This window comes from Enhygromyxa salina, assembly GCF_000737335.2.
Lineage (GTDB): Bacteria > Myxococcota_A > Polyangia > Nannocystales > Nannocystaceae > Plesiocystis > Plesiocystis salina_C.
The window spans coordinates 34,081-51,801 of the sequence record NZ_JMCC02000002.1 but is presented as its reverse complement, the minus strand read 5'-3'; the positions used below and the strand labels follow the sequence as shown (position 1 = coordinate 51,801).

Below are 17,721 nucleotides of genomic sequence, written 5' to 3'. Positions count from 1 at the left end.
CGTGCCCAACGTTGGTGTCGAGCACTCACCCCCTTGTGAATCGGCCGACGAAATCTGACGAATAATTTTTCGTCAGATTTCACCCCTGACTGCGCAATGGGGCAGCGTGGAAATGAGGCCCGAAGCGCTGGCCGAGCTCAGCAAGGAAGGTTGGGCTCGGGGCACACCCAATCGCCGAGAGCGCGCGTGGTTCTCGGGTCCCGTCATGAGCCTGGGTCTACTGCTGTTCGCCGCGGCGCTCTCGCTCGTGATCCCCAGCCCCGAGCGTGTCTCGGGCCGCGCGGTCGTGCGTGTGCCTGGCAGCATCCATATCCGCAGCGAGGCCGCGGGCGGCATTCGCGTTGTCGAGATTTCGCCGGGCGACTCGGTCGTCGCTGGCCAAGCGTTGGTTCAGCTCCACAACCCCGAGATCGACGGTGAGCTGCGCCGCGCGCGGCATCGCTACGACGAGGCGCTCGCGGCGATGCTGCGCAGCCCGATCAACGCGGCCCTGCGCGCCGAAGTTGGCAGCGCACGGGTAGCGGTCTCGGATCTCCGCGACCGCGCTGCAGCGCTGACCCTGCGCAGCCCGATCGATGGCAAGGTGATCTCGGTCCGCGCCCGCGAAGGCGGCCTGGTGGACGCGTCGGACATCGTCGCCACGATCGCCAGCAACGCGAAGCCAGCCACGTCGCGCCCTCGCCTAATTGCGACGTTTCCAGACTCGACGCTTGGGGTGATCCAACCCGGCACGCAGCTCGAGCTGATCGTCGAGCGCGCGGGGGAGCATCGCCACATCTTCGTGGTCCGCACCGTCTCGAGCGAGGCCATCTCGCTCGAAGACCCGCTGCAACGTCACGAGCTGGCCCTGGCCCAGTCCTCGGACTCGGTGCTGGTCGTCGAGGCCGAGCTCGCGCAGGCCACCGAGTCGGATCAGGCCATCTTGTTTGACGGCATGGTCGGCGAGGTTCGGGCCCTGGTCCGCAAGCGCTCGCTGCTTCAACGGGTCACCGAGGCGATGGGCTGGAGGACGCGACCATGACCACAGCGAGCTCCGAAGCGTTCGCCGAGCGGGTCGCTGGCCGGCTGTTTCCCCCGCGGCGCGGCGGTCGACTTCGCCTGGTCCGCCAGCTCGCGGCGGCGGAGTGTGGCGTGGCCTCGCTGTGCATGGCGATCGGCTACCACGGCCTGCACCTGCCGCTCGCCAAGGTTCGCCGGCTGGTCGGCGACATCTACGACGGCGTGAGCATGGCCCACCTCGCGCGCGCGGCCTCGGATCTGGGGTTCATCGCGTGCGGCTATCGCCTGGAGGTCGAGGACCTATCCGAGTTCGAGCCCGGGACAATCCTGCACTGGGAGATGAACCATTTTGTGGTCTTGGGTCGGGTCGCGCGTGGGCGCTACGAGATCTACGACCCCGCGCGGGGGGTTCGCTGGTGCGAGGCGAAAGAAGTCAGCCGCGCGTTCACTGGCGTCGCGCTCACGCTCACACCGGGCGAGAGCTTTGCGCCCCGGATCGAGCATGAGCGCCCCTTGGTTCGCCACATGCGCTGGGTATTGTCGCAAAAGCGGCGACTCGCGACCGCGGTGGTCAGCTCGCTGTTCATTCAGGCGCTCGCGTTTTGTGTGCCGATCGCAATGGCGATCGCGGTTGAAGACTTGATCCCGTGGCGGGACATGAGCGGGCTGACGATCACGGCGATCGCTCTGGCGATCGCCTCGTTCGCCCGGTTTTGGGCGGTGCTGATCCGCGGGCGCACGCTCAAGGTCATTGATGTGTCGCTGGAGTCTTCGATGCGGGCCAGCTTTCTGCATCACCTGCTGCACCTGCCTTATCGCGTGTTCTTGACCCGGTCCCAGGGTGACCTGCTGCAGCGGATCAACGCGCATCGCGAGATTCGTGACGCGCTGTCATCGGTCGCGCTGGCGACGGTGCTCGACGCCTCGACCGCGGCTGCGTTCTTGCTCGCGCTGTTCATGCTGCACCCGACCTTGGCCCTGGCCGCGCTCGGGCTGGCGTGCATCCAAGCCCTGGTCACGGCGTGGAGCTGGAGTCGCCGCGAGCGCCTGACCGAGACCTACCTCGAGGCCGACGCGGTCTGCCAGACCCGCCAGGTCGAGGCGCTTGCGACCGCGTACAGCACCAAGGCCATGGGTCGCGAGCAGGCGATGCTGCAGCGCTGGTCCAACGCGTTCGTCACCCAGCTGCAGGCCGACCGCGAGCGCGGCAATTTCGAGGCCTTGCTCGAGGCGATCCGGCCGAGCATTGGGATGCTGACCCCCGCGTGCATTGTTGGGTTCGCGGGCGCCAGCGTGGCTCAGGGCGGGATGAGCCTCGGGGCCTTGTTCGCGGCCAGCGTGTTGATGCCAAGCTTCATGGCGCCGGTTGGTCAGCTGGTCGGCGCCGTGCAGTCGCTGGCCGACGCACGCAGCGTCGCCGCGCGAGTCAACGACGTGCTCGAAGAGACATCCGAGCTGCCCTCGGAATTCTCGGAAGCGGCCAACGTGCCCTCGAAGCGGATCGAGGGCGGGATCCGCTTCGAGCAGGTGAGCTTTGGATTTCGCGCCGAAGAGCCGATCGTCGACGCCTTTGATCTGGAGATTCTGCCGGGCCAGACGATCGCGCTGGTTGGCAGCACCGGCTCGGGCAAGAGCACGATCATCAACCTGCTGCTGGGCCTGCTGCGGCCCAGCAAGGGCAAGATCTTGCTCGATGGTCAGGACCTTGCCAGCTTTCATCCGCAGCAGCTTCGCCGCCAGTTTGGTGTGGTCCCGCAGCGCGTGCAGCTGATCCAGGGCACGTTTCGCAGCAATATCTTGTTTGGCGCCGAAGAGGCCGGCGACCGGGTCGAGTGGGCGGCCAAGCTCGCGTGTCTGCACGATCGGATCGCGCGTGAACCAGCTGGGTTCGAGACCGCGATCGCAGAAGGGGGGAGCTCGCTGTCGGGCGGCGAGGCCCAGCGGCTGGCGATCGCGCGGGCCGTTGTCACGCTGCCGCGGATCCTGGTCATGGACGAGGCCACCAGCGCGCTGGACACCGCGACCGAGGCCACGGTCTACGAGGCGCTGCGTCAGCTCGAGTGCACGCAGGTGGTCGTTGCCCATCGGCTGTCCACGATCCGCCGGGCGGACCTGATCGTGGTGATGGAGCAGGGCCGCTGCGTCGAACGGGGCACCCACGCGGAGCTGGTCGCAAAGGGCGGCAGCTATGCACGCCTGGTCGCCGCCCAGCTCGCCGAGGACAACGCAGCATGAAGCGCTTCACTGTCTGTCGATGTGTCTCGTTCTTGGTCTGCGTGAGCGCGCTGGCCTGCGATGCGCCGAACATTTTCGAGCGGGCGCCTCGCCCAGCACCCGCTGAAGACGTGAGCGCAGCTACCAGCCCCACGATCGAGCGCGTCCCCGCGTTCGACGAGATCGATCCATGCACGGAGCTCGGCGTGATCATCCCGCGCCAGAGCATCGAGCTGGCGGCCCCGCGCGCTGGGATCGTCCGCGGTGGCGGACCTCAGCTGATCGCCACGGGAGCGCTGCTGTACGAGATCGAAGCGGGCGACGACGTCGCGGTGCTCGAGGTCCAGCGCGCCGAGCTCGACGAGGCCAAGGCGACCCGCGAGCGCTACGCGGCCGAGCAGCACGCCCGCGCCCGAGAGCTGCGCGGCGCCGAGCAGCTTGGCGCGTATCTACCCGACACCGAGCGCGACACGGCACGCGAAGCACACACGATCGCGGCCCGCGAAGTGCACCGCGCCGACGCGCTGCGCCGGGCCGCATCCGCCCGGCTCGAGGCCCAGCGCGCGCGGATCGAGGCCGGACAACTCGAGGCCCCATTCGCGGGTCGCCTGATCCGCGAGTGGGCGGTCCCGGGGGCGTGGGTCGAGGCTGGCCAGCCGCTCGCGCGCTTCGCCTCGACCGAGGATCTAGTGATCCGGGTCGCGCTGCCGGCCGAGCATGGTTCGGGCGCGCCGATCGAGGCGCGCTGGCGCTGGCCCGACGGCGTCGACGAGCCGCTCACCGTCCACCTGCACCCGACCGGCGCCGATGTTGACGAGCTGTCGGGGCTGCGCATCTACGAGGCCCCAGTCAACGCCGCCGACCTGCGTGATCACGCGCTCGGTGGCCGGGTCAACGTTGAACTTCCAACCTGCCACGGACACGCAATTCCCCAACCTCCTCGAGGAACCGAACATGAACCCTAGGCCCACCCGCGCCCACTCGATCGGCGACCGCCTGATCCACGTTTACGATGATCTGCTCAGCAACGAGCAGATCGCCAACTTTGCGAATGTCGTGATGCAGCTCGACTATACCCGCCGGCCCTCGTTTGATCGGGAGCTCAGCGCGGCGGTCGACAGCGAGATGTTCCGGGCCGCGCCCTTCTTGTTTCCGTTCACCGAAGCCGTGTTTACCAGCATGCGCGAGACCTTTGCCCTGAGCGATCCCAGCGTCGCGCTCAGCCATGTCTATGCGGCGGCGATCTCCTCGGACGCGTGTGGCACCGTGCACACCGACACCACCCATTCCCAGGCGCTCACCTTCTTGTACTACGCCAACGCCAACTGGCGGGCCGGCTGGGGCGGCGAGACGGTCTTCTACGACGAAGATGGCGACGCGATGATGGTCGTGGCACCGCGGCCCGGACGCTTGGTGGCGTTTCACTCGAACATCTTGCATCGGGCCGGGATCCCGCACCCCGACGCGCCAACCCATCGCTATACCGTGTCGATCTTCTACTATGCCGAGTGTGAACGGACCCGGATGGCGGCTGCCTGACCCCCCACGACCCCTGCGGTGGATCGCGTGCGCGCTCGCGTGCTCGCTCGCGCTCGTGGGTCCAGCCTGCTCGGAGGACGCACCGCAAGTGCAGCCCTCGCCAACGGCTTCGCCACGCGAGACCATTCCCGCGCCCCCGCCGATGCAACCCAGCGCCGCAACCACGCCCACGCAGGTCTGGCTCCCCGAGCTGGTGCCGGGGCCGCACACGATCGGGTATCGCCAGCAGTGGTTCGAGGATCCAACCCGATCGCTGCTCGACCCGAACACCGGCGAGCAGACCAAGCGCCCGATCCTGATCTCGGTCTGGTACCCAAGCCAAGCCGGCGGCCCGCCCAGCGGCGACGCCATGTTGGTCGACGACTATCTGCGCGTCGATGTTGCCGACGCGGGCCCGTGGCGACAGCGGCTCGAGCAGCACGTTCAGCGCGTGCGTGACGAAGAGGTGTTCGACGGCGCGCCCACGTCCGAGCTGGCCGCGCTCGCAACCATGGCCCGACGCGACGCGATCTGGGCCAACGGCAGCTTCCCGATCATCTTGGCGCACCCCGGGCTCGGGGCCAGCTTCGCCGACAACTTCGTGCTCTGGGAGTACCTGGCCTCGCATGGCTTCGTCGTTGTCTCCGGCGCGTTCTTGGACGCGAGCGGGCTGGGCAGCGGGATCGAGTGGGACCCCAGCACGTCGATCGCCGATCTGGATCGCATGTTCGAAGCGGCGGCTGCCTGGCCCGGTGTCGATGCCACGCGGGCCGTCGTCATCGGCCACAGCTACGGCGCGCAGGCGGCCCTCGCCTACGCCATGGCCGGGCGTGATCTGGTTGCGGTGATCAGCCTCGACTCGACCTTGGAGTACGCGAACCCAGACGAGCCTTGGTACGAGCGCCCCGAGCCAGCGCGCTACTTGGGCCAGCGCGACAAGCTACGGATCCCAGCGTTGATCATCCACGCTGGCGGCAACACCGGGTACGTCGAGGGCCTGACCCATGCAGCGCGCACGCTGATCAGCCGACCCGGCCTGCGCCACAACGACTTCATCGCGCACGGTGGGATCTTGCGGGCCGCTCACACCAAGCACGCGGATCCAAGCGTCCGCGAAGGCTTCGTCGAGGTGGCCGACGCGGTCCGTGAATTTTTGTCGCGGGTCACCGCAACGAGCAAGGACGGCCCTGCCCTGCCAACGCCCCCTGGTTGGACGCTGCTCGCCGCCACGCCGCCGCCCGCCGACCTCGCGCTGGTGCTGGGGTGGATCCGCGAGCTCGGTCCAGCCGCCGCTTATGATCGCTGCGCCGCCCAGGACGGCTGTGAGGCCGAGCCGCTGCTCAATGACGCCGGCTACGTGCTCGCGCGCGCTGGCTCGACGGCGCTGGCCGAGCAAGTGTTCGCAACGATCGTGGAGCGAGTCCCCGAGTCTTGGAACGCCTGGGATTCGTGGGCCGAGTTCGCCGAGCAGCAGGGCATGACGGCAGCGGCGATCCAGCGCTACCGCAAGGCGCTCGAGTTGGTCCGCGTCGTCGAGCAAGTAGAAAGCGACCCCAAGGGCGTGAGCCACAGCGCCAGGATCGAAGCCCGCCTGTCCGATCTGGAAGCGGCCGCAAACCGGTGAATCGCGCGGGTCTTGGTGCATGCAGGCTCGTGGGTGTGCGTGTTTGGCAACCCGACCAAGCGGTGAGCTGATCACCCGCCATGCGTTGACGCAGATCGCGAAGCCAGCGACATATCGCGCAACCGTGCGCTGCTCGTCGCAAGCACCCGCCACGGCAAATTCGACCTTTATTGCGCGCGACTCACTCAGACGAGACGACGCAATTCGAGACACTCGAAGCGGCGTGGGGACGGACTATCCTGTGTCACGCGGACCAACGAGCGACCCGAGAGGGCCGGCGTTGGCGCGCGGTGAGGACACATGGAAGCTCTCGAACCTCAACAGGTTACACGGGCGCTGGACGGCGATCGCGCGGCGATGCAATCGCTCGTGCTGCGGATGCTGCCAGTGCTGCAGACAGAGGTTGGCTACGCGCTGATTCGCAACGCGCGAACCGAGGGCCGAGATCCCCGACAGGAGGTCCGCGACTTCGTCCAGGACGTGTGCATCTCGCTGTTGGCGGATCGCGGCAAGATCCTGCGTAGCTGGGATCCCAGCCGCGGTCGCTCGTTCGAGAGCTTCGTGCGCCTGGTCGCGCGTCGCCACGTCGGCGCGACCTTGCGATCGCTGCGACGGAGTCCGTGGACAGACACGTCCGTGCCCGGCGACGAGCTCGAGCGCCAGGTCACCAACGACGTCCCGCTGGCGCGGCGCTTCGAGGCGAGCGATTCGCTAGCGCGGGTGCTCGAGCGCCTCGACAGCCGCCTGGACGCTCGCGGCATGCTGTTGTTCTCTATGCTCTACATTGAGGAGCGCAGCGTTGAAGAGGTCATGGACGCGACCGACATGACCCGTGACGCGATCTATGCGTGGCGCCTGCGGTTTCGCAAGCTCGCGGGCTCGCTCGCCGTGCGATCGCGCGATTGAGCTCAGCGCGCCACCAGCTCGAGGATGCCAGCTTCATCTGGCCTGAATTCGCCAACAACCGCCGGATTCGCGGGCGCAACGTGGGCGCCATGGGTGTCGGCTTCGAGGGTCAAGATCCCTTCGCGCTGGGACCCCACCCGAAGCCAGATCGACTCGCGTGGACCGAGCACTGGCCCGGGCGCGGCCTCGAGATCTTGGCTGTCCCGCAGCCGCCACCCGCGGGTGAGCAGCAGCAGACGACTGTCGCCTTCGGTGGCCCGAATGTGCAGGTGTTGAGTCCATTGTTTCGGTGATTGATCGGCGCTCACTTCCTCGAATTGGACAAAGCGCGGCCCCCCCATGGAATGCGTGTACTTGGGATCGCCGACCTCGACCGTGACACACGCGGTTGGCTCGGCCTCAGGGTCAACGATCGCGCAGGTCTCGAACCGCTCGGGGTCGATCCACGGCGCGTCGTCGCGGGACCAGGCCGCGCTCAGCTTCCAGTCGAGCTCGACGCAGCGCCAGCGCTCGAACGCGCGGAGCTCGGCGCACCTCGGACCTGCCAACGCGAGGATCTGGATCGTGCTCGCGTGCGCGGTTGGGCCGACGGCGGCGGGCCCAAAGCTGCGGGCGGCGTTGACCAGCTCCTGCCCATTGGGCGCGCGGATCCACGGACCGAGCTGCGTCAGCGAGACGCCGGCTTGGTCGCGCAGGGCCGCGTCGATCGTCACGACGTCTGCGTAGGTCCAGCCACGGTCTTCGCTCAGGCGCGCGCCGAGCTGCCAGGCGGCCAATAGCCCGGCGAGCACGCTCGCAGCGAGGCCGGCGCGAGGATCCACGCGCTCGGGCAACGTGACGGCGAGAACAACCAGGGCCGGAATCGCGGCGCCGACGTAGCGGGCCTCGAGGGGCTGATCGCCGAGCAAGGAACCCAGCCCGATCGCAGCGAAGATCGCTCCGCCAAACCAGGCCAGCGCGACCACGCCACGCCAGCGCTCGGGCAGCCGCAACCAGCGGGGACGCAGCGCAGCGCCAACCGCTACGCCCGTGACGATGGTGAGGATCAGCGCCGCGCCAACCCCAATGCCAAGCGGAGATCCAGACAGCGTCTTCAGATTGGCGATGAACACCTTGGCATCGAACGCGAGCAGCCCGAGCGAAGGCCCCGCGACGACGACCCAGCGAGCTCGCGGGTCTTGCGTGACCGCTCCAGCGAGCACACACGCGACGGGCCACGCGACGAGGTGAACAATGTGTCCGTGGTAGGCACCCACGATCCCAAGCGCGATCCCAGCGGCCCACCCGGGGTGCTCCGTCCGGGCGAGCTGCACGCAGCTGACGGTGAGCAGCGCGAGCGGGGCGGTGGCAAGGGTTGGGTTCCACAGCAACGGGTGATCGGCGGCGAGCGGCAGGGCCCAGGCCGCGAGCCCAGCGACAGCGAGGCCGGCGCGGGCGCCCGCGAGCGCGCGCGCGAGCTCGGCCAGCATGACCACGCCCGCGACCGTAAGCGCAATGAACACGAGGTGGTGGCCCTGCGGCGAGAGGCCCAGGCGTAGCAACCCAGCGAGCATCACCAGCAGCAGCCGCCCTTGTTGCAGGCCCTGGATCGAGGTCCCGTGCGCGAGGCAGCCCTGGCCCTCGGCGCACAGCCGCACAAACGAGTAGTCGTGAATCGAGTCGGCCTGGAGCGGTGGGGCGGGCCCGCTCAGCCACACATACGCGAAGGTCAGGCAGGCGAGGATCCCGACCCGCAGCAGCGCGTGCTTCGACCATGTGTCGGCGACACGCATCCGCACATCCTACTGCAACACCAGCGCCCGCAGCTCGAGATCCTCGGGGAGCTCGAGCACGGGCGGCCACCGACCCCACCACGGATCGTCGCCATCGAGCAGGTGCCCAACCGTGACCGAGGCCGCGACGCCCGGCTCGACGCGCAGCTCGACGCGCCGCGCCGGCAGCTCCGTCGCGGTCGAGGCCCCACCCTCGAGCTCGATGATCCGCCACGGACCCGGCTCGACCTGCGCGCTGATCCACAGCGTTGTCTGGCGCGGGGTCGAGACTGGGTGCAGTGGGATCTCGTAGTAGTAGGCAACGAGTTGCTGATCTGGGCCTGGCTTGCGCCCCGGATCGTGGTGCGGCAGGACCAGACCGCCACGCAGATCGAGCGGCAGCGGCTCGGCCGTCACACACTCCGCTTCAGCGCCAGCGACTTGCACACAGTGGCGCATGGCCGCGAGGTCTAGCACCGGGTCGTAGGGCGCCATCACGATCGTGTGCCCGGTTCCCGAGGCGAGGATCGTCGCGGGCCCAGTCAGCTCGGGCAGCTCGTCATTGCGTAGCTTTGCGACAAACCAAGTTGATGGTGGCCGGCCCCGGGCGCGCGGGTCGAGGTCGATCTTGCCGTACAAGCGCAGGCCACCGACGAGCAGCTCGTCGAGGTGCTGGCCCCGATCCCCGTAGCGCTCGCGCCCACACAGGCCGCCGCGGATCGCGAGGTGCAGCTCGCCACCGCCGACGCCACGCTCGCGCAACACCGCCGCGATCGCCCGGACGTCTGCGTAGTTCCAGCGATCCCGATCCACGGCCATCCGCCCCATGTATGCAGACAGCGAGCTCAGCACGAGCACGCCGCCCACCAACGCCACCACGCCTGCAGCGGCGCGCGGGGCCTCGAAGCGGTGCGTCACGAAGTGCACCAGCAACCACGCACCCCCAACGGCGATCGCCGGGAACGCTGGCGCGTAGTAGCGAACCGGGTGGGCCTCGACGAAGCCCGAGGTGAACAGGATCACGATCAGGGTCGCAAGCGGCAGGGCCAGGGCCAGGGCCGCGGGACTCGGGCGCCAGCCGGACGCGTCGCTCGCCGTGCTCCAGCGCCGGAGCCCAACGGCGAGGATGATGCAGTTCAGCGCACCCACGCCGAGCCCCACCCAGCCAAGCTCGGCGAGGATCACCCGCCCGTTCACGATCGACGACGCTGGCGACACGATCATGGGGACCGCGAGCGCACCTGCGAGGACCGGCAGCCACAGCGCGCGCAGGCCGAGCTCGGCCGCAGTCGACCGCCCCGCTCGTGGGCCGCCAGCGGTCACCGCCGTGACGATCATCAGGCCGGGCCACAGCGCCAGGCTCGCGACGTGAGCCTCGTAGGCCAGGCCCGCGCACACGCCCGCGAGCAAGAACGGGCCCGGTCGACCTGTCGCCGCGCCTCGCAGTACCGCCGCCACGGTTAGCGCGGCCGGCAGGGCGACGCTCGCGGGGTTCCACAGCACCTCACCCGAGGCGCTCAGCTCCGCGAGCAACAGGCTCAGTTCGCCAGCGGCCGCGAGCGCGCCAACTAAGATTCCAAGACGTCGACCCGCGTCGAAAGTCACAGCGACCGCCAGGCCAAACAAGACCGTGAGCAACACCTGAATCCCGCCAACGTCGAGGCCCATGTTGATGCACAGCCCGAGCAAGCGAGGGAATCCAGTGCCGTGGTGGACGCCGCCAAACGAGGCCGTCGCTCCACCCGGGCACAGTCCGCTGGCGCAGCTCATCCCCGAGCCGAGGTCGCGCAGCGCGTCGTCATCGAGAGGTGTCGGCGCGGCGAAGATCAACCGCAGGCCGATCGCCCCCGCCGCGACTAACAGCGCGACACCCAACTTCCTCCAGGACCCTCGCTCGGGCTCGGGCGGCTCGGGATTCGCGTGGCTGCGCGAGCGCCAGGCTCCGAGCAGCGCGATCAACCCCGCAACTGCCCACAGCCCGAACAGCCCCTGACCGATCGCGCGGATCAACGGCGCGCGCACGGCTGGTGAGTCGAGGTCCCCGTGGCCTGGCTCCCCTGGATCCTCGCCCGCGGCGTGAGACGGCGTGCTCGGGCCTCCCTCGCTTCGTCGCAGCCAGCCCGTGATCGCATCCAACAGCTCGGGATCCGCGGCGACACCGGGCTCGGGTGAGACCGCGACCTCGTCGGTTCCATATCGGTTCGAGTCACCCGGTTGGCGGGGCCTGAGATCGACGAAGGTGGCCGAAGCGCCTGGCGCCTCGAACCGGTAGCGAACCCGCCCCGGCTTGCGCTCGACCACGCGCCCCATCCACCGGCCGACCTTGAGGTAGTGGGGCGTCCGCTCTTTCGAGTCGAGCGTCGGCTTGGCGTTGCTCACTGGCGCGGTCTCTACGACAGGGTCGACTTGCGCGGGCGCGGCCTCGGGCGGCGCAGACGGAGGGCCCCAGCCGGACGCGCAGACGAGCACCAACACGAGCAGCAGCAGCCGGTGGGGTTGGCCCTTGGACATGTCTACGAGGCGAGCAGCGCACGGCTCACGTCGGGCTTGGATTCGCTGGACGTGTTCGTGATGCAGCACGGTGGTCGAGGTCCGTGCGCAGAGTATCGGAGACTGCGACCGCGGTTTTGCGTCCCCTCCAACTTCAACCACGTTTCCGCCAACCGCCCGCTAGCCCCCGGATCAACCCAGTCCGTAGGGCGCAACGTGTGGCTCTCGTCGGCGCTGCTCCGGGCGGAAATTGATCGTATGAGGAAATCAGCGATCTCGAGCGTCGCCGCAGCCCCGTCACTGGACGCTGCACGCGCGCGTTTTCCCGATCGGGTCAGTTTCGCGCTTGTACCAAAGGCCAGGGGTCCCAGAGAGTCGCTGATATCGTCCGCACGATGCTGGACCATCAGAAGCTGCTCGACGGGGACCCTTCGGCGACGTCCCAGTTTGTCATGGTCGCCCGCCAATGGGCGCGCAGGTTCTTCCGCAAGCGAAGCCAACTCGACGGGGTCATTCAGTCGGCGATGATCGAGATGCTCGCCAAGCTGCGCGCGGGCAACATACCCGAGCCTGAGCGCATGTTCTTCTGGGTGCTCTCCTGCACCAACAACGCCGTGCGTCGCGAGTTGACGCGCGTCCGCAACAACAGGGTCGTTGGCTGCGAGTCGGCGCGGCATTGCCTGAGCGCCGCGGGCCCGAGCGAGCGGGTTCGTGCCCGTGACGAGCTGCAGCGTGTCGACGCATTGCTCGAGGTCTGTGACGCAAGCGCGCGCCGCATCATCGAGGCGCGAGCGTATGGGTACACCTATCGAGAGATCGCTGACGAATTGAATCTCGGGCCCGCGGCCGTGCGCGCTTCGGTCTCCCGTCTCCGCAAGAAGCTCGTCGCGCAGCTCGAGTCCCAACGACACCGAGAAGACCTGCGCCGACAGGCCGTCCAAGCGATGCTCAAGCGTCATCGTCAATTACCACCTCGTTCGGACTCCTCGAGTTCGAACTCCTCAGGTACCGCGAGGCGATAGCAGCTGCCCGATCTCCGCCCCTTCACGCGCGCAAGCGTCGCCCCCCGAGCACGGTCAATCGCCCAGTTCGCCGGGACTGGAGCGCCGACGCCAACGCAGGCTCACGCTTCGTCATGATGATCACCCTCTGGTCCGAGGCGGTCGAGCGCCGCGATCAGCCTGCGACGGCGCGACGGGGACAACAGCGCGAAGCGTTCCGCGAGCATCCATCCCTGGGGTGCGTGAGTGATGAAATAGTCGAGGATCGGCAAGTACGTGGATAGACGCACGTCCTGGCCCCGCTCGAGTCGAACGATCGCGCTTGTCGCCACTCCTGTCCATTCCGACAGCTCTGCCCGCGTCAGCTCGCTCTGTTCCCGGAGTTCGCGCAAACGCTGCCCCACGATCGGCTGTCGGCCGATGATTGACCTGGGTCGCGCCACTTCGATCCGCGATGTCAGGTCCACCACACATATGTGATGATCTTTTTTGACTTTTGGCTGCTTGGGAGTCGGCACGGTTGGTGAGTTCTCTCGAGACGATACATTTGCGGGGCTGCTACCATCGCCGAAGCATGGTTGATGCACCGACGCACTCATTCGACGATCTTCCCCGGCTCTCGGAGGATCGATTTTTCGTGATCGCCGGAATCGGCTCCGGCGGCCACGCGACGGTGATGCAGGCATGGGACCGCCAGCTCCAGCGGCGGGTCGCATGTAAGGTGTCGCTTGACTTGTCGGCGCTCCACACGATGACTCCCGAGATGCTGGAGACTTTGGGGATTACTGATAGCGCGCGAGCAGATCTATGCGAGGCCGCAGCGGCGGGCCGCAGGTACACGCCACTGCGTGAGGCCCGGTTGCTCGCCCTGGTCGAGCACCCCAACGTCATCTCTGTGATCGACGTGGGGCTGTTCCAACTTCACTTCATCGCGCTCGTGATGCCCTACATGCCGGGCGGCACGCTGGAAGAGCGTGAATTTTTGGGGCCGTGGAAGGACACCTTGGAGGTGGCGCTGCAGATCGGTCGCGGGCTGGCGGCGATCCATGACGCGGGGATCCTGCATCGTGACCTCAAACCCAACAACATCCTGTTCGATGCCGACGGACGGCCGTTTGTCGCCGACCTCGGGCTCGCCTGTTTGGTCAACGACTCCCTGGACATGGGCGATCGCGTGGGCACCAAGGAGTACATGGCGCCCGCGGTGGTCGAACGCGGGTTTCTGGATGTGCGCGACGACCTGTATGCGTACTGCATGATCGTCTACGAGATGTTTCACGGGCACTCGCCGTTCGCCAGCATGGCGGACCGCGAGCGCGGGCGGGTGTCGAAGCCAAGCCGTGCGGACAGGGTGCCGCGCTCGATCGACAAGATCCTCGCGCGGGGGCTGGCGCCCGACGCTGGCAAGCGCTGGCCAAACATGGCGGCGCTGTTGGGTGCGTTAGAGGCTGTGCATCAGCCGGCGAAGCCGGGCTGGCCGTGGACAGCGGCCGTCTGTGGGGTGGCGATCGCTGCGTCGGTGGCGGTTGGGCTCTTGGTGTCGGCGCAGCCGGCCCACGCTGACGCGTGCGAAGACATCAGTGGCGAGCTCGCGTCGATCTGGGACGATGAGATCCAGTCGGAGCTGCGCGGCGCGTTTGGAAACCGTCAGGCCGGCGACGGGCTCGATCGCTGGGCCGGTCGGTGGGTGGACGTTCGCGCGGCGGAGTGCAGCGCGGCCAAGGCCAGCGGGGCCAGCACGAAGCCGTCGCCGTGCAGCGCGAGCCTGCGCGACCGGTTTCAGGCGACCGTTCAGGCGTTTCGGACGCCGCACCTGCGCGAGGGGTTGAGCTACGCGACCGTGATCGCGGAGCTACCTGATCCAGATCATTGTATCGATCATCCGCACGACGCCGAGTGGGGCTATGGCGGGCTGCTCGAACTGCGCAACATCGACGTTGAAGTGCAGGCGTTGGTCGGGATGGGGGATCTCGAGGTCGCCCGCGATCGTCAGCAAAGCTACATGAACCTCTCGCTGGAGCTGCGATCAGACTACGGCGTCGCGCGGGCGATGTTCTGGCGCGGGGAGATCCGTCGGCTCGACGGAGAACTCGACGGCGCGGTGCAGGACTTCGAGCGGGCCTACGAAGAGGCATGGGCAATGGGGCTGGGGGTGTTTGGGGCGGAGGTGCAGATGAAGCTGGCCGCGGTCGCGGGTGCGCGCGGGGAGTTCGGGAGCGTGGACGCGTATGCGCTCGGGGCCCGAGGGGTGTTCGTCGAGTATCGACCGGACCGTGTGGCGGAGCTGCTGCAGGTGCACGGGCTTGGGTTGCTGGCCGGGCCCGAGAACGTGCGCGAGCGCGGGGTGGCGTTGCTGCTCCACGCCGTGGAGCTGAGGGAGGCGGAGCTGCAAAACCACGGGGGGACGCGCGAGCGACTCAGCGCGGCGCACGAGAGCTATGCGCGCGGGTTGCTGGCGGTGCACCGGGCGGGCGAGGCGTTGGAGTACTTGGAGCTGGCGCTACGGGTGCACCAGGAAGAATTTGGGCATGGGAGCTGGCGGACGCGCGCGCTCCTGATGCTGAAGTTCTTTGCCTTTGTCGAACTGGGACGGCTCGCAAATGCGGAGACGGTCGAGCGAGGTCTGCTGAAGCTGGATGCGGACAACGAAGCTTGGGGTAGGTACACAGAAGACGCGTTCACGTTGGCCAACCGCTACAGCGCTACCGGGGAATTTCGTCGAGCGGCTGAAGTGCTGCAGGCTGGTCGACACATGGCCAGCCAACACGGATCACAAGAGGAAGTTTGGCGGTTTGACATCGCCATTGAAGAGCTGGTTGGAGGGTAGGGCCCAGCGGTGGGACGAGGCAGGTCTCCTCCCACCGCTTCAACCGCTAGTCGAAGCAGGTGACGGTGCCGTCCTGGTTCGTGACGCCGTCGTTACACCAGTAGATGTCCTGGAGTTCGCAGTCGTTTGAGCCGTGATAAGTGTTCCAACAAATCCCTCCGTGGCAGCACATATAGTTCGCCTGCGGTTGGGGCTGGAACCCCTGCTTGCAGGGAAATACCTCGCAGAATTCGGGCACCTCGAAGTAGCAGCTCACCTCACCGCTGGCCCGCAGTTCCCCGAACTCGCAGTAGAACGGCTCACCCGTGGCGCACGAACCCTCCCGAGCCGGTGAGCAGCTGCGACCCTCACAGCAAACTGTGTCGTCGAAGCTCGGCGCACCGTCGCGGTGAGGCTCGCAGAGGATCGGCTTGCCCGTGTCCGTGTAAACGAGGTCGCACAGATCAGGCGGGCCCCCGCTGGTGGTAGTGAGCGTTGCGAAGAACGTGAGTAGTACCTGTAGCTTGATGAACATGATGCTTTCCTTCCGCCAGTTGTTGGCTGGCAAGGAAAGCGTCGCACCGCCGACGCGCGCGGCTCGACCGCTGGGTTTTCTGCCACCCGGCTGGTCGGCACGATGAGCAATGCTGCCCGTACAACGCCGTTGCCACCCGTCACCCAGCCGTCCGGTGCTGATCGAAGGCATGTCTGCGCGCCCGGGTTGCGAGCGCGTCGCTGCCGCGAGACGAGCGCGGCGGCAGCATGAGTGACCTCGACTACTACGCGATCCTCGGGATCGGCCCGAAGGCGGAGCGCGACGAGATCCACGACGCCTACCAGCGAGAGTTCCTCCGCGTCGAACCTGGTCGAGCGCGAGTGCTCGTTGAGGCCCATGCGGTGCTGCTCGATCCCGCCGCCCGGGCGGACTACGACGCTCGCATTGTCGGGTCGGCGTTGATCGAAGAGACCGTGACCGCGATCCTGGATGCCCATCTACCCCGGGCGGAGGCGCGCCGTCTCCTTCGGGGGCAGCGGAAGTCGATCGCCCCGACGACCCGGCCGGACATCCGAACGCCTTCGAGCTAAGGCGGCGTGAGTCGGGGCAGCGTTCGCACGTCCCCCGACCCGGGGACGGCAGGCATTCCATTTTGGGCCACGTGGTACGAAGTCGCCCGTGGTGAAGCCTCGTACGTCTTGGCGCTAGCGTCGATTTCGTCGGGGTGGCGCCGGACCAGTGTGAGGATGAACTGTGCGAGGACAAGTAGTTGGTTCTCGAGCATGATCATTTTTGAGGAAGCCCCGGCGACAACACTCTTCCAATGCCGTAGTGGTGGGATTGACCAGTTTTCTTTGACCGAACGAGAACACATGGAGAATTAGCCCGGTTTAGGCATCTGACCACGCATCGAGGTAGAATCGGGGAACGCAGTGTCGACGCTCTGTCTTAGCCATCCTGGGTCTCGATGTGGGTGCCTTTTGTTTGATGGACAATTCGTGCGTCAGTCAGTTGGATTTTTTCCTCGAGTTCGAGGCGAGCAAGGGCCTCGCGCAGTTCGGCATACCTCAAGCCGCCAGCCGCAATGGAGTCCAACTTGGTGTGCAGTTCGAGCAGAGTGAGGCCATCGTCGTTCTCAGGCAAGACTGAGAGGATCTTCTGTTCCAGGCTGCGGTCGATGACCAAAAAGCCGGCCAATAGACGTACATGGCCGAGCCCTTCCGCCGAGAACGCAATGACTCCCCCGCCCGACATGGCGCCAGCGCCTCCGCCCATCACGTCCTCCCCGATGCCGGCATTCTTCAGCGCAGCGATCATGCGGAACAGTAAGGTCCGAGGGACCTGAGTCGGTTCCATGTGCGGCACAATCTCACCGCTAGCAACTTGGACTTGGACGTGGAAGTTTAGCTGCCCCCCAATTCCCATGACTCGCACCTCAACATAGCCGACCTCGGATTGAGCGGCGAATTGACGGACAAGTTCTGATAACGTCTTGGCGCTGGCAACCATGTCGTCGGTCGCCGTCTCCAAGAATCGGCCAACAGCGCGATACAACTCGTCAGCCGGACGATCGTTGCCGAAGTAGATGCCAAAGGTCTTCGCCATTGACAACCGAGCATAGCGCCCAGGCGCTCGCTCCATCGCGCGAAACTTCATCAATAGAGTCTCGGAAACCTCGGGGTCCTTCAGGCGCTCTTCATACCAAGCCGCGTCGTCTTCCGTGCCTGCACGGTCAGACGAGTGCTGAGCAAACTCCCGCATGAGCAGTTCGAAGTCGCTCATGCGCGTTTGCTGATGGTAGTCGCTAAGGTCGCGTTGGAACCCGCGGTAGACTGTAGCGAGTGCCTCACCCAACACAGGCACCTTGGAGAGGCTGGCCCCGACGAGTTCGTTCTTGTTATCCCACTCTGACATAC

General features: G+C 67.0%; 14 protein-coding genes. 9 read left to right on the top strand and 5 right to left on the bottom strand.

The genetic code is table 11. The features are described 5' to 3' along the window. Positions 1-205: 205 nt before the first annotated feature. The 6 genes from DB30_RS01055 (at position 206) to DB30_RS01030 (ending at position 7,261) form a co-directional block, all read left to right on the top strand. Positions 206-1,021, top strand: coding sequence for an efflux RND transporter periplasmic adaptor subunit (locus DB30_RS01055; protein ID WP_165703578.1), 816 nt, complete (start codon positions 206-208; stop codon positions 1,019-1,021). Further along, positions 1,018-3,234, top strand: a complete 2,217-nt coding sequence (locus DB30_RS01050; RefSeq protein ID WP_052546057.1) for a peptidase domain-containing ABC transporter — start codon at positions 1,018-1,020, stop codon at positions 3,232-3,234. Before DB30_RS01055 ends, DB30_RS01050 begins: the two co-directional genes overlap by 4 nt. Beyond that, positions 3,231-4,178, top strand: coding sequence for an efflux RND transporter periplasmic adaptor subunit (locus DB30_RS01045; RefSeq protein WP_165703577.1), 948 nt, complete (start codon positions 3,231-3,233; stop codon positions 4,176-4,178). Before DB30_RS01050 ends, DB30_RS01045 begins: the two co-directional genes overlap by 4 nt. Next, the gene (locus DB30_RS01040) at positions 4,168-4,752 is read left to right on the top strand and encodes a 2OG-Fe(II) oxygenase (RefSeq protein WP_052546055.1); all 585 of its coding nucleotides are present in this window, start codon (positions 4,168-4,170) and stop codon (positions 4,750-4,752) included. The genes DB30_RS01045 and DB30_RS01040 overlap by 11 nt, the downstream gene beginning before the upstream one ends. Before the next feature lie 142 nt (positions 4,753-4,894). Beyond that, positions 4,895-6,355 carry an alpha/beta hydrolase gene (locus DB30_RS01035; protein ID WP_165703576.1) on the top strand — a complete coding sequence of 487 codons (1,461 nt, stop codon included), beginning with the start codon at positions 4,895-4,897 and terminating at the stop codon, positions 6,353-6,355. A gap of 357 nt (positions 6,356-6,712) precedes the next feature. Beyond that, complete coding sequence (locus DB30_RS01030) at positions 6,713-7,261, top strand: sigma-70 RNA polymerase sigma factor region 4 domain-containing protein (protein ID WP_052546053.1); 549 nt, start codon at positions 6,713-6,715, stop codon at positions 7,259-7,261. Between the two features lie 2 nt (positions 7,262-7,263). On the opposite strand, the gene DB30_RS01025 is transcribed toward DB30_RS01030, so the two are convergent. Together DB30_RS01025 and DB30_RS01020 are read right to left on the bottom strand one after the other, a co-directional pair. Further along, positions 7,264-9,033 (bottom strand): hypothetical protein, encoded by a 1,770-nt coding sequence (locus DB30_RS01025; protein WP_052546052.1) that lies wholly within the window; start codon positions 9,031-9,033, stop codon positions 7,264-7,266. A gap of 9 nt (positions 9,034-9,042) precedes the next feature. Then, a complete protein-coding gene (locus DB30_RS01020; protein WP_052546051.1) occupies positions 9,043-11,523 on the bottom strand; it encodes a hypothetical protein in 2,481 nt (826 codons plus the stop codon). Positions 11,524-11,897: 374 nt separating this feature from the next. Between DB30_RS01020 and DB30_RS01015 the strand changes: the two genes are divergently transcribed. After that, the gene (locus DB30_RS01015; protein ID WP_052546050.1) at positions 11,898-12,524 is read left to right on the top strand and encodes a sigma-70 family RNA polymerase sigma factor; all 627 of its coding nucleotides are present in this window, start codon (positions 11,898-11,900) and stop codon (positions 12,522-12,524) included. Positions 12,525-12,625: 101 nt separating this feature from the next. Here DB30_RS01015 and DB30_RS01010 read toward each other — a convergent pair whose 3' ends face one another. Further along, positions 12,626-13,021, bottom strand: a complete 396-nt coding sequence (locus DB30_RS01010; RefSeq protein ID WP_165703575.1) for a helix-turn-helix domain-containing protein — start codon at positions 13,019-13,021, stop codon at positions 12,626-12,628. A gap of 245 nt (positions 13,022-13,266) precedes the next feature. Between DB30_RS01010 and DB30_RS01005 the strand changes: the two genes are divergently transcribed. After that, positions 13,267-15,330, top strand: a complete 2,064-nt coding sequence (locus tag DB30_RS01005) for a serine/threonine-protein kinase (protein WP_165703574.1) — start codon at positions 13,267-13,269, stop codon at positions 15,328-15,330. Positions 15,331-15,376: 46 nt separating this feature from the next. Here DB30_RS01005 and DB30_RS01000 read toward each other — a convergent pair whose 3' ends face one another. Further along, the gene (locus DB30_RS01000; RefSeq protein ID WP_146657777.1) at positions 15,377-15,844 is read right to left on the bottom strand and encodes a hypothetical protein; all 468 of its coding nucleotides are present in this window, start codon (positions 15,842-15,844) and stop codon (positions 15,377-15,379) included. A gap of 227 nt (positions 15,845-16,071) precedes the next feature. On the opposite strand from DB30_RS01000, the gene DB30_RS00995 reads away from it, so the two are divergent. After that, positions 16,072-16,395 carry a DnaJ domain-containing protein gene (locus DB30_RS00995; protein WP_052546046.1) on the top strand — a complete coding sequence of 108 codons (324 nt, stop codon included), beginning with the start codon at positions 16,072-16,074 and terminating at the stop codon, positions 16,393-16,395. 358 nt (positions 16,396-16,753) lie between these two features. Here DB30_RS00995 and DB30_RS00990 read toward each other — a convergent pair whose 3' ends face one another. Continuing rightward, complete coding sequence (locus DB30_RS00990; protein ID WP_052546044.1) at positions 16,754-17,719, bottom strand: hypothetical protein; 966 nt, start codon at positions 17,717-17,719, stop codon at positions 16,754-16,756. Between the last annotated feature and the right edge of the window lie 2 nt (positions 17,720-17,721).

Excerpts from the sequence above, each read along its gene's own strand:
- DB30_RS01025 (WP_052546052.1), bottom strand. The coding sequence starts at position 9,033 with ATGCGTGTCGCCGACACATGGTCGAAGCACGCGCTGCTGCGGGTCGGG.
- DB30_RS00995 (WP_052546046.1), top strand. The coding sequence starts at position 16,072 with ATGAGTGACCTCGACTACTACGCGATCCTCGGGATCGGCCCGAAGGCG.
- DB30_RS01000 (WP_146657777.1), bottom strand. The coding sequence starts at position 15,844 with ATGTTCATCAAGCTACAGGTACTACTCACGTTCTTCGCAACGCTCACT.
- DB30_RS01020 (WP_052546051.1), bottom strand. The coding sequence starts at position 11,523 with ATGTCCAAGGGCCAACCCCACCGGCTGCTGCTGCTCGTGTTGGTGCTC.
- DB30_RS01005 (WP_165703574.1), top strand. The coding sequence starts at position 13,267 with ATGCTGGAGACTTTGGGGATTACTGATAGCGCGCGAGCAGATCTATGC.
- DB30_RS01035 (WP_165703576.1), top strand. The coding sequence starts at position 4,895 with ATGCAACCCAGCGCCGCAACCACGCCCACGCAGGTCTGGCTCCCCGAG.
- DB30_RS01030 (WP_052546053.1), top strand. The coding sequence starts at position 6,713 with ATGCAATCGCTCGTGCTGCGGATGCTGCCAGTGCTGCAGACAGAGGTT.
- DB30_RS01050 (WP_052546057.1), top strand. The coding sequence starts at position 1,018 with ATGACCACAGCGAGCTCCGAAGCGTTCGCCGAGCGGGTCGCTGGCCGG.
- DB30_RS01045 (WP_165703577.1), top strand. The coding sequence starts at position 3,231 with ATGAAGCGCTTCACTGTCTGTCGATGTGTCTCGTTCTTGGTCTGCGTG.
- DB30_RS01015 (WP_052546050.1), top strand. The coding sequence starts at position 11,898 with ATGCTGGACCATCAGAAGCTGCTCGACGGGGACCCTTCGGCGACGTCC.
- DB30_RS00990 (WP_052546044.1), bottom strand. The coding sequence starts at position 17,719 with ATGTCAGAGTGGGATAACAAGAACGAACTCGTCGGGGCCAGCCTCTCC.
- DB30_RS01040 (WP_052546055.1), top strand. The coding sequence starts at position 4,168 with ATGAACCCTAGGCCCACCCGCGCCCACTCGATCGGCGACCGCCTGATC.
- DB30_RS01055 (WP_165703578.1), top strand. The coding sequence starts at position 206 with ATGAGCCTGGGTCTACTGCTGTTCGCCGCGGCGCTCTCGCTCGTGATC.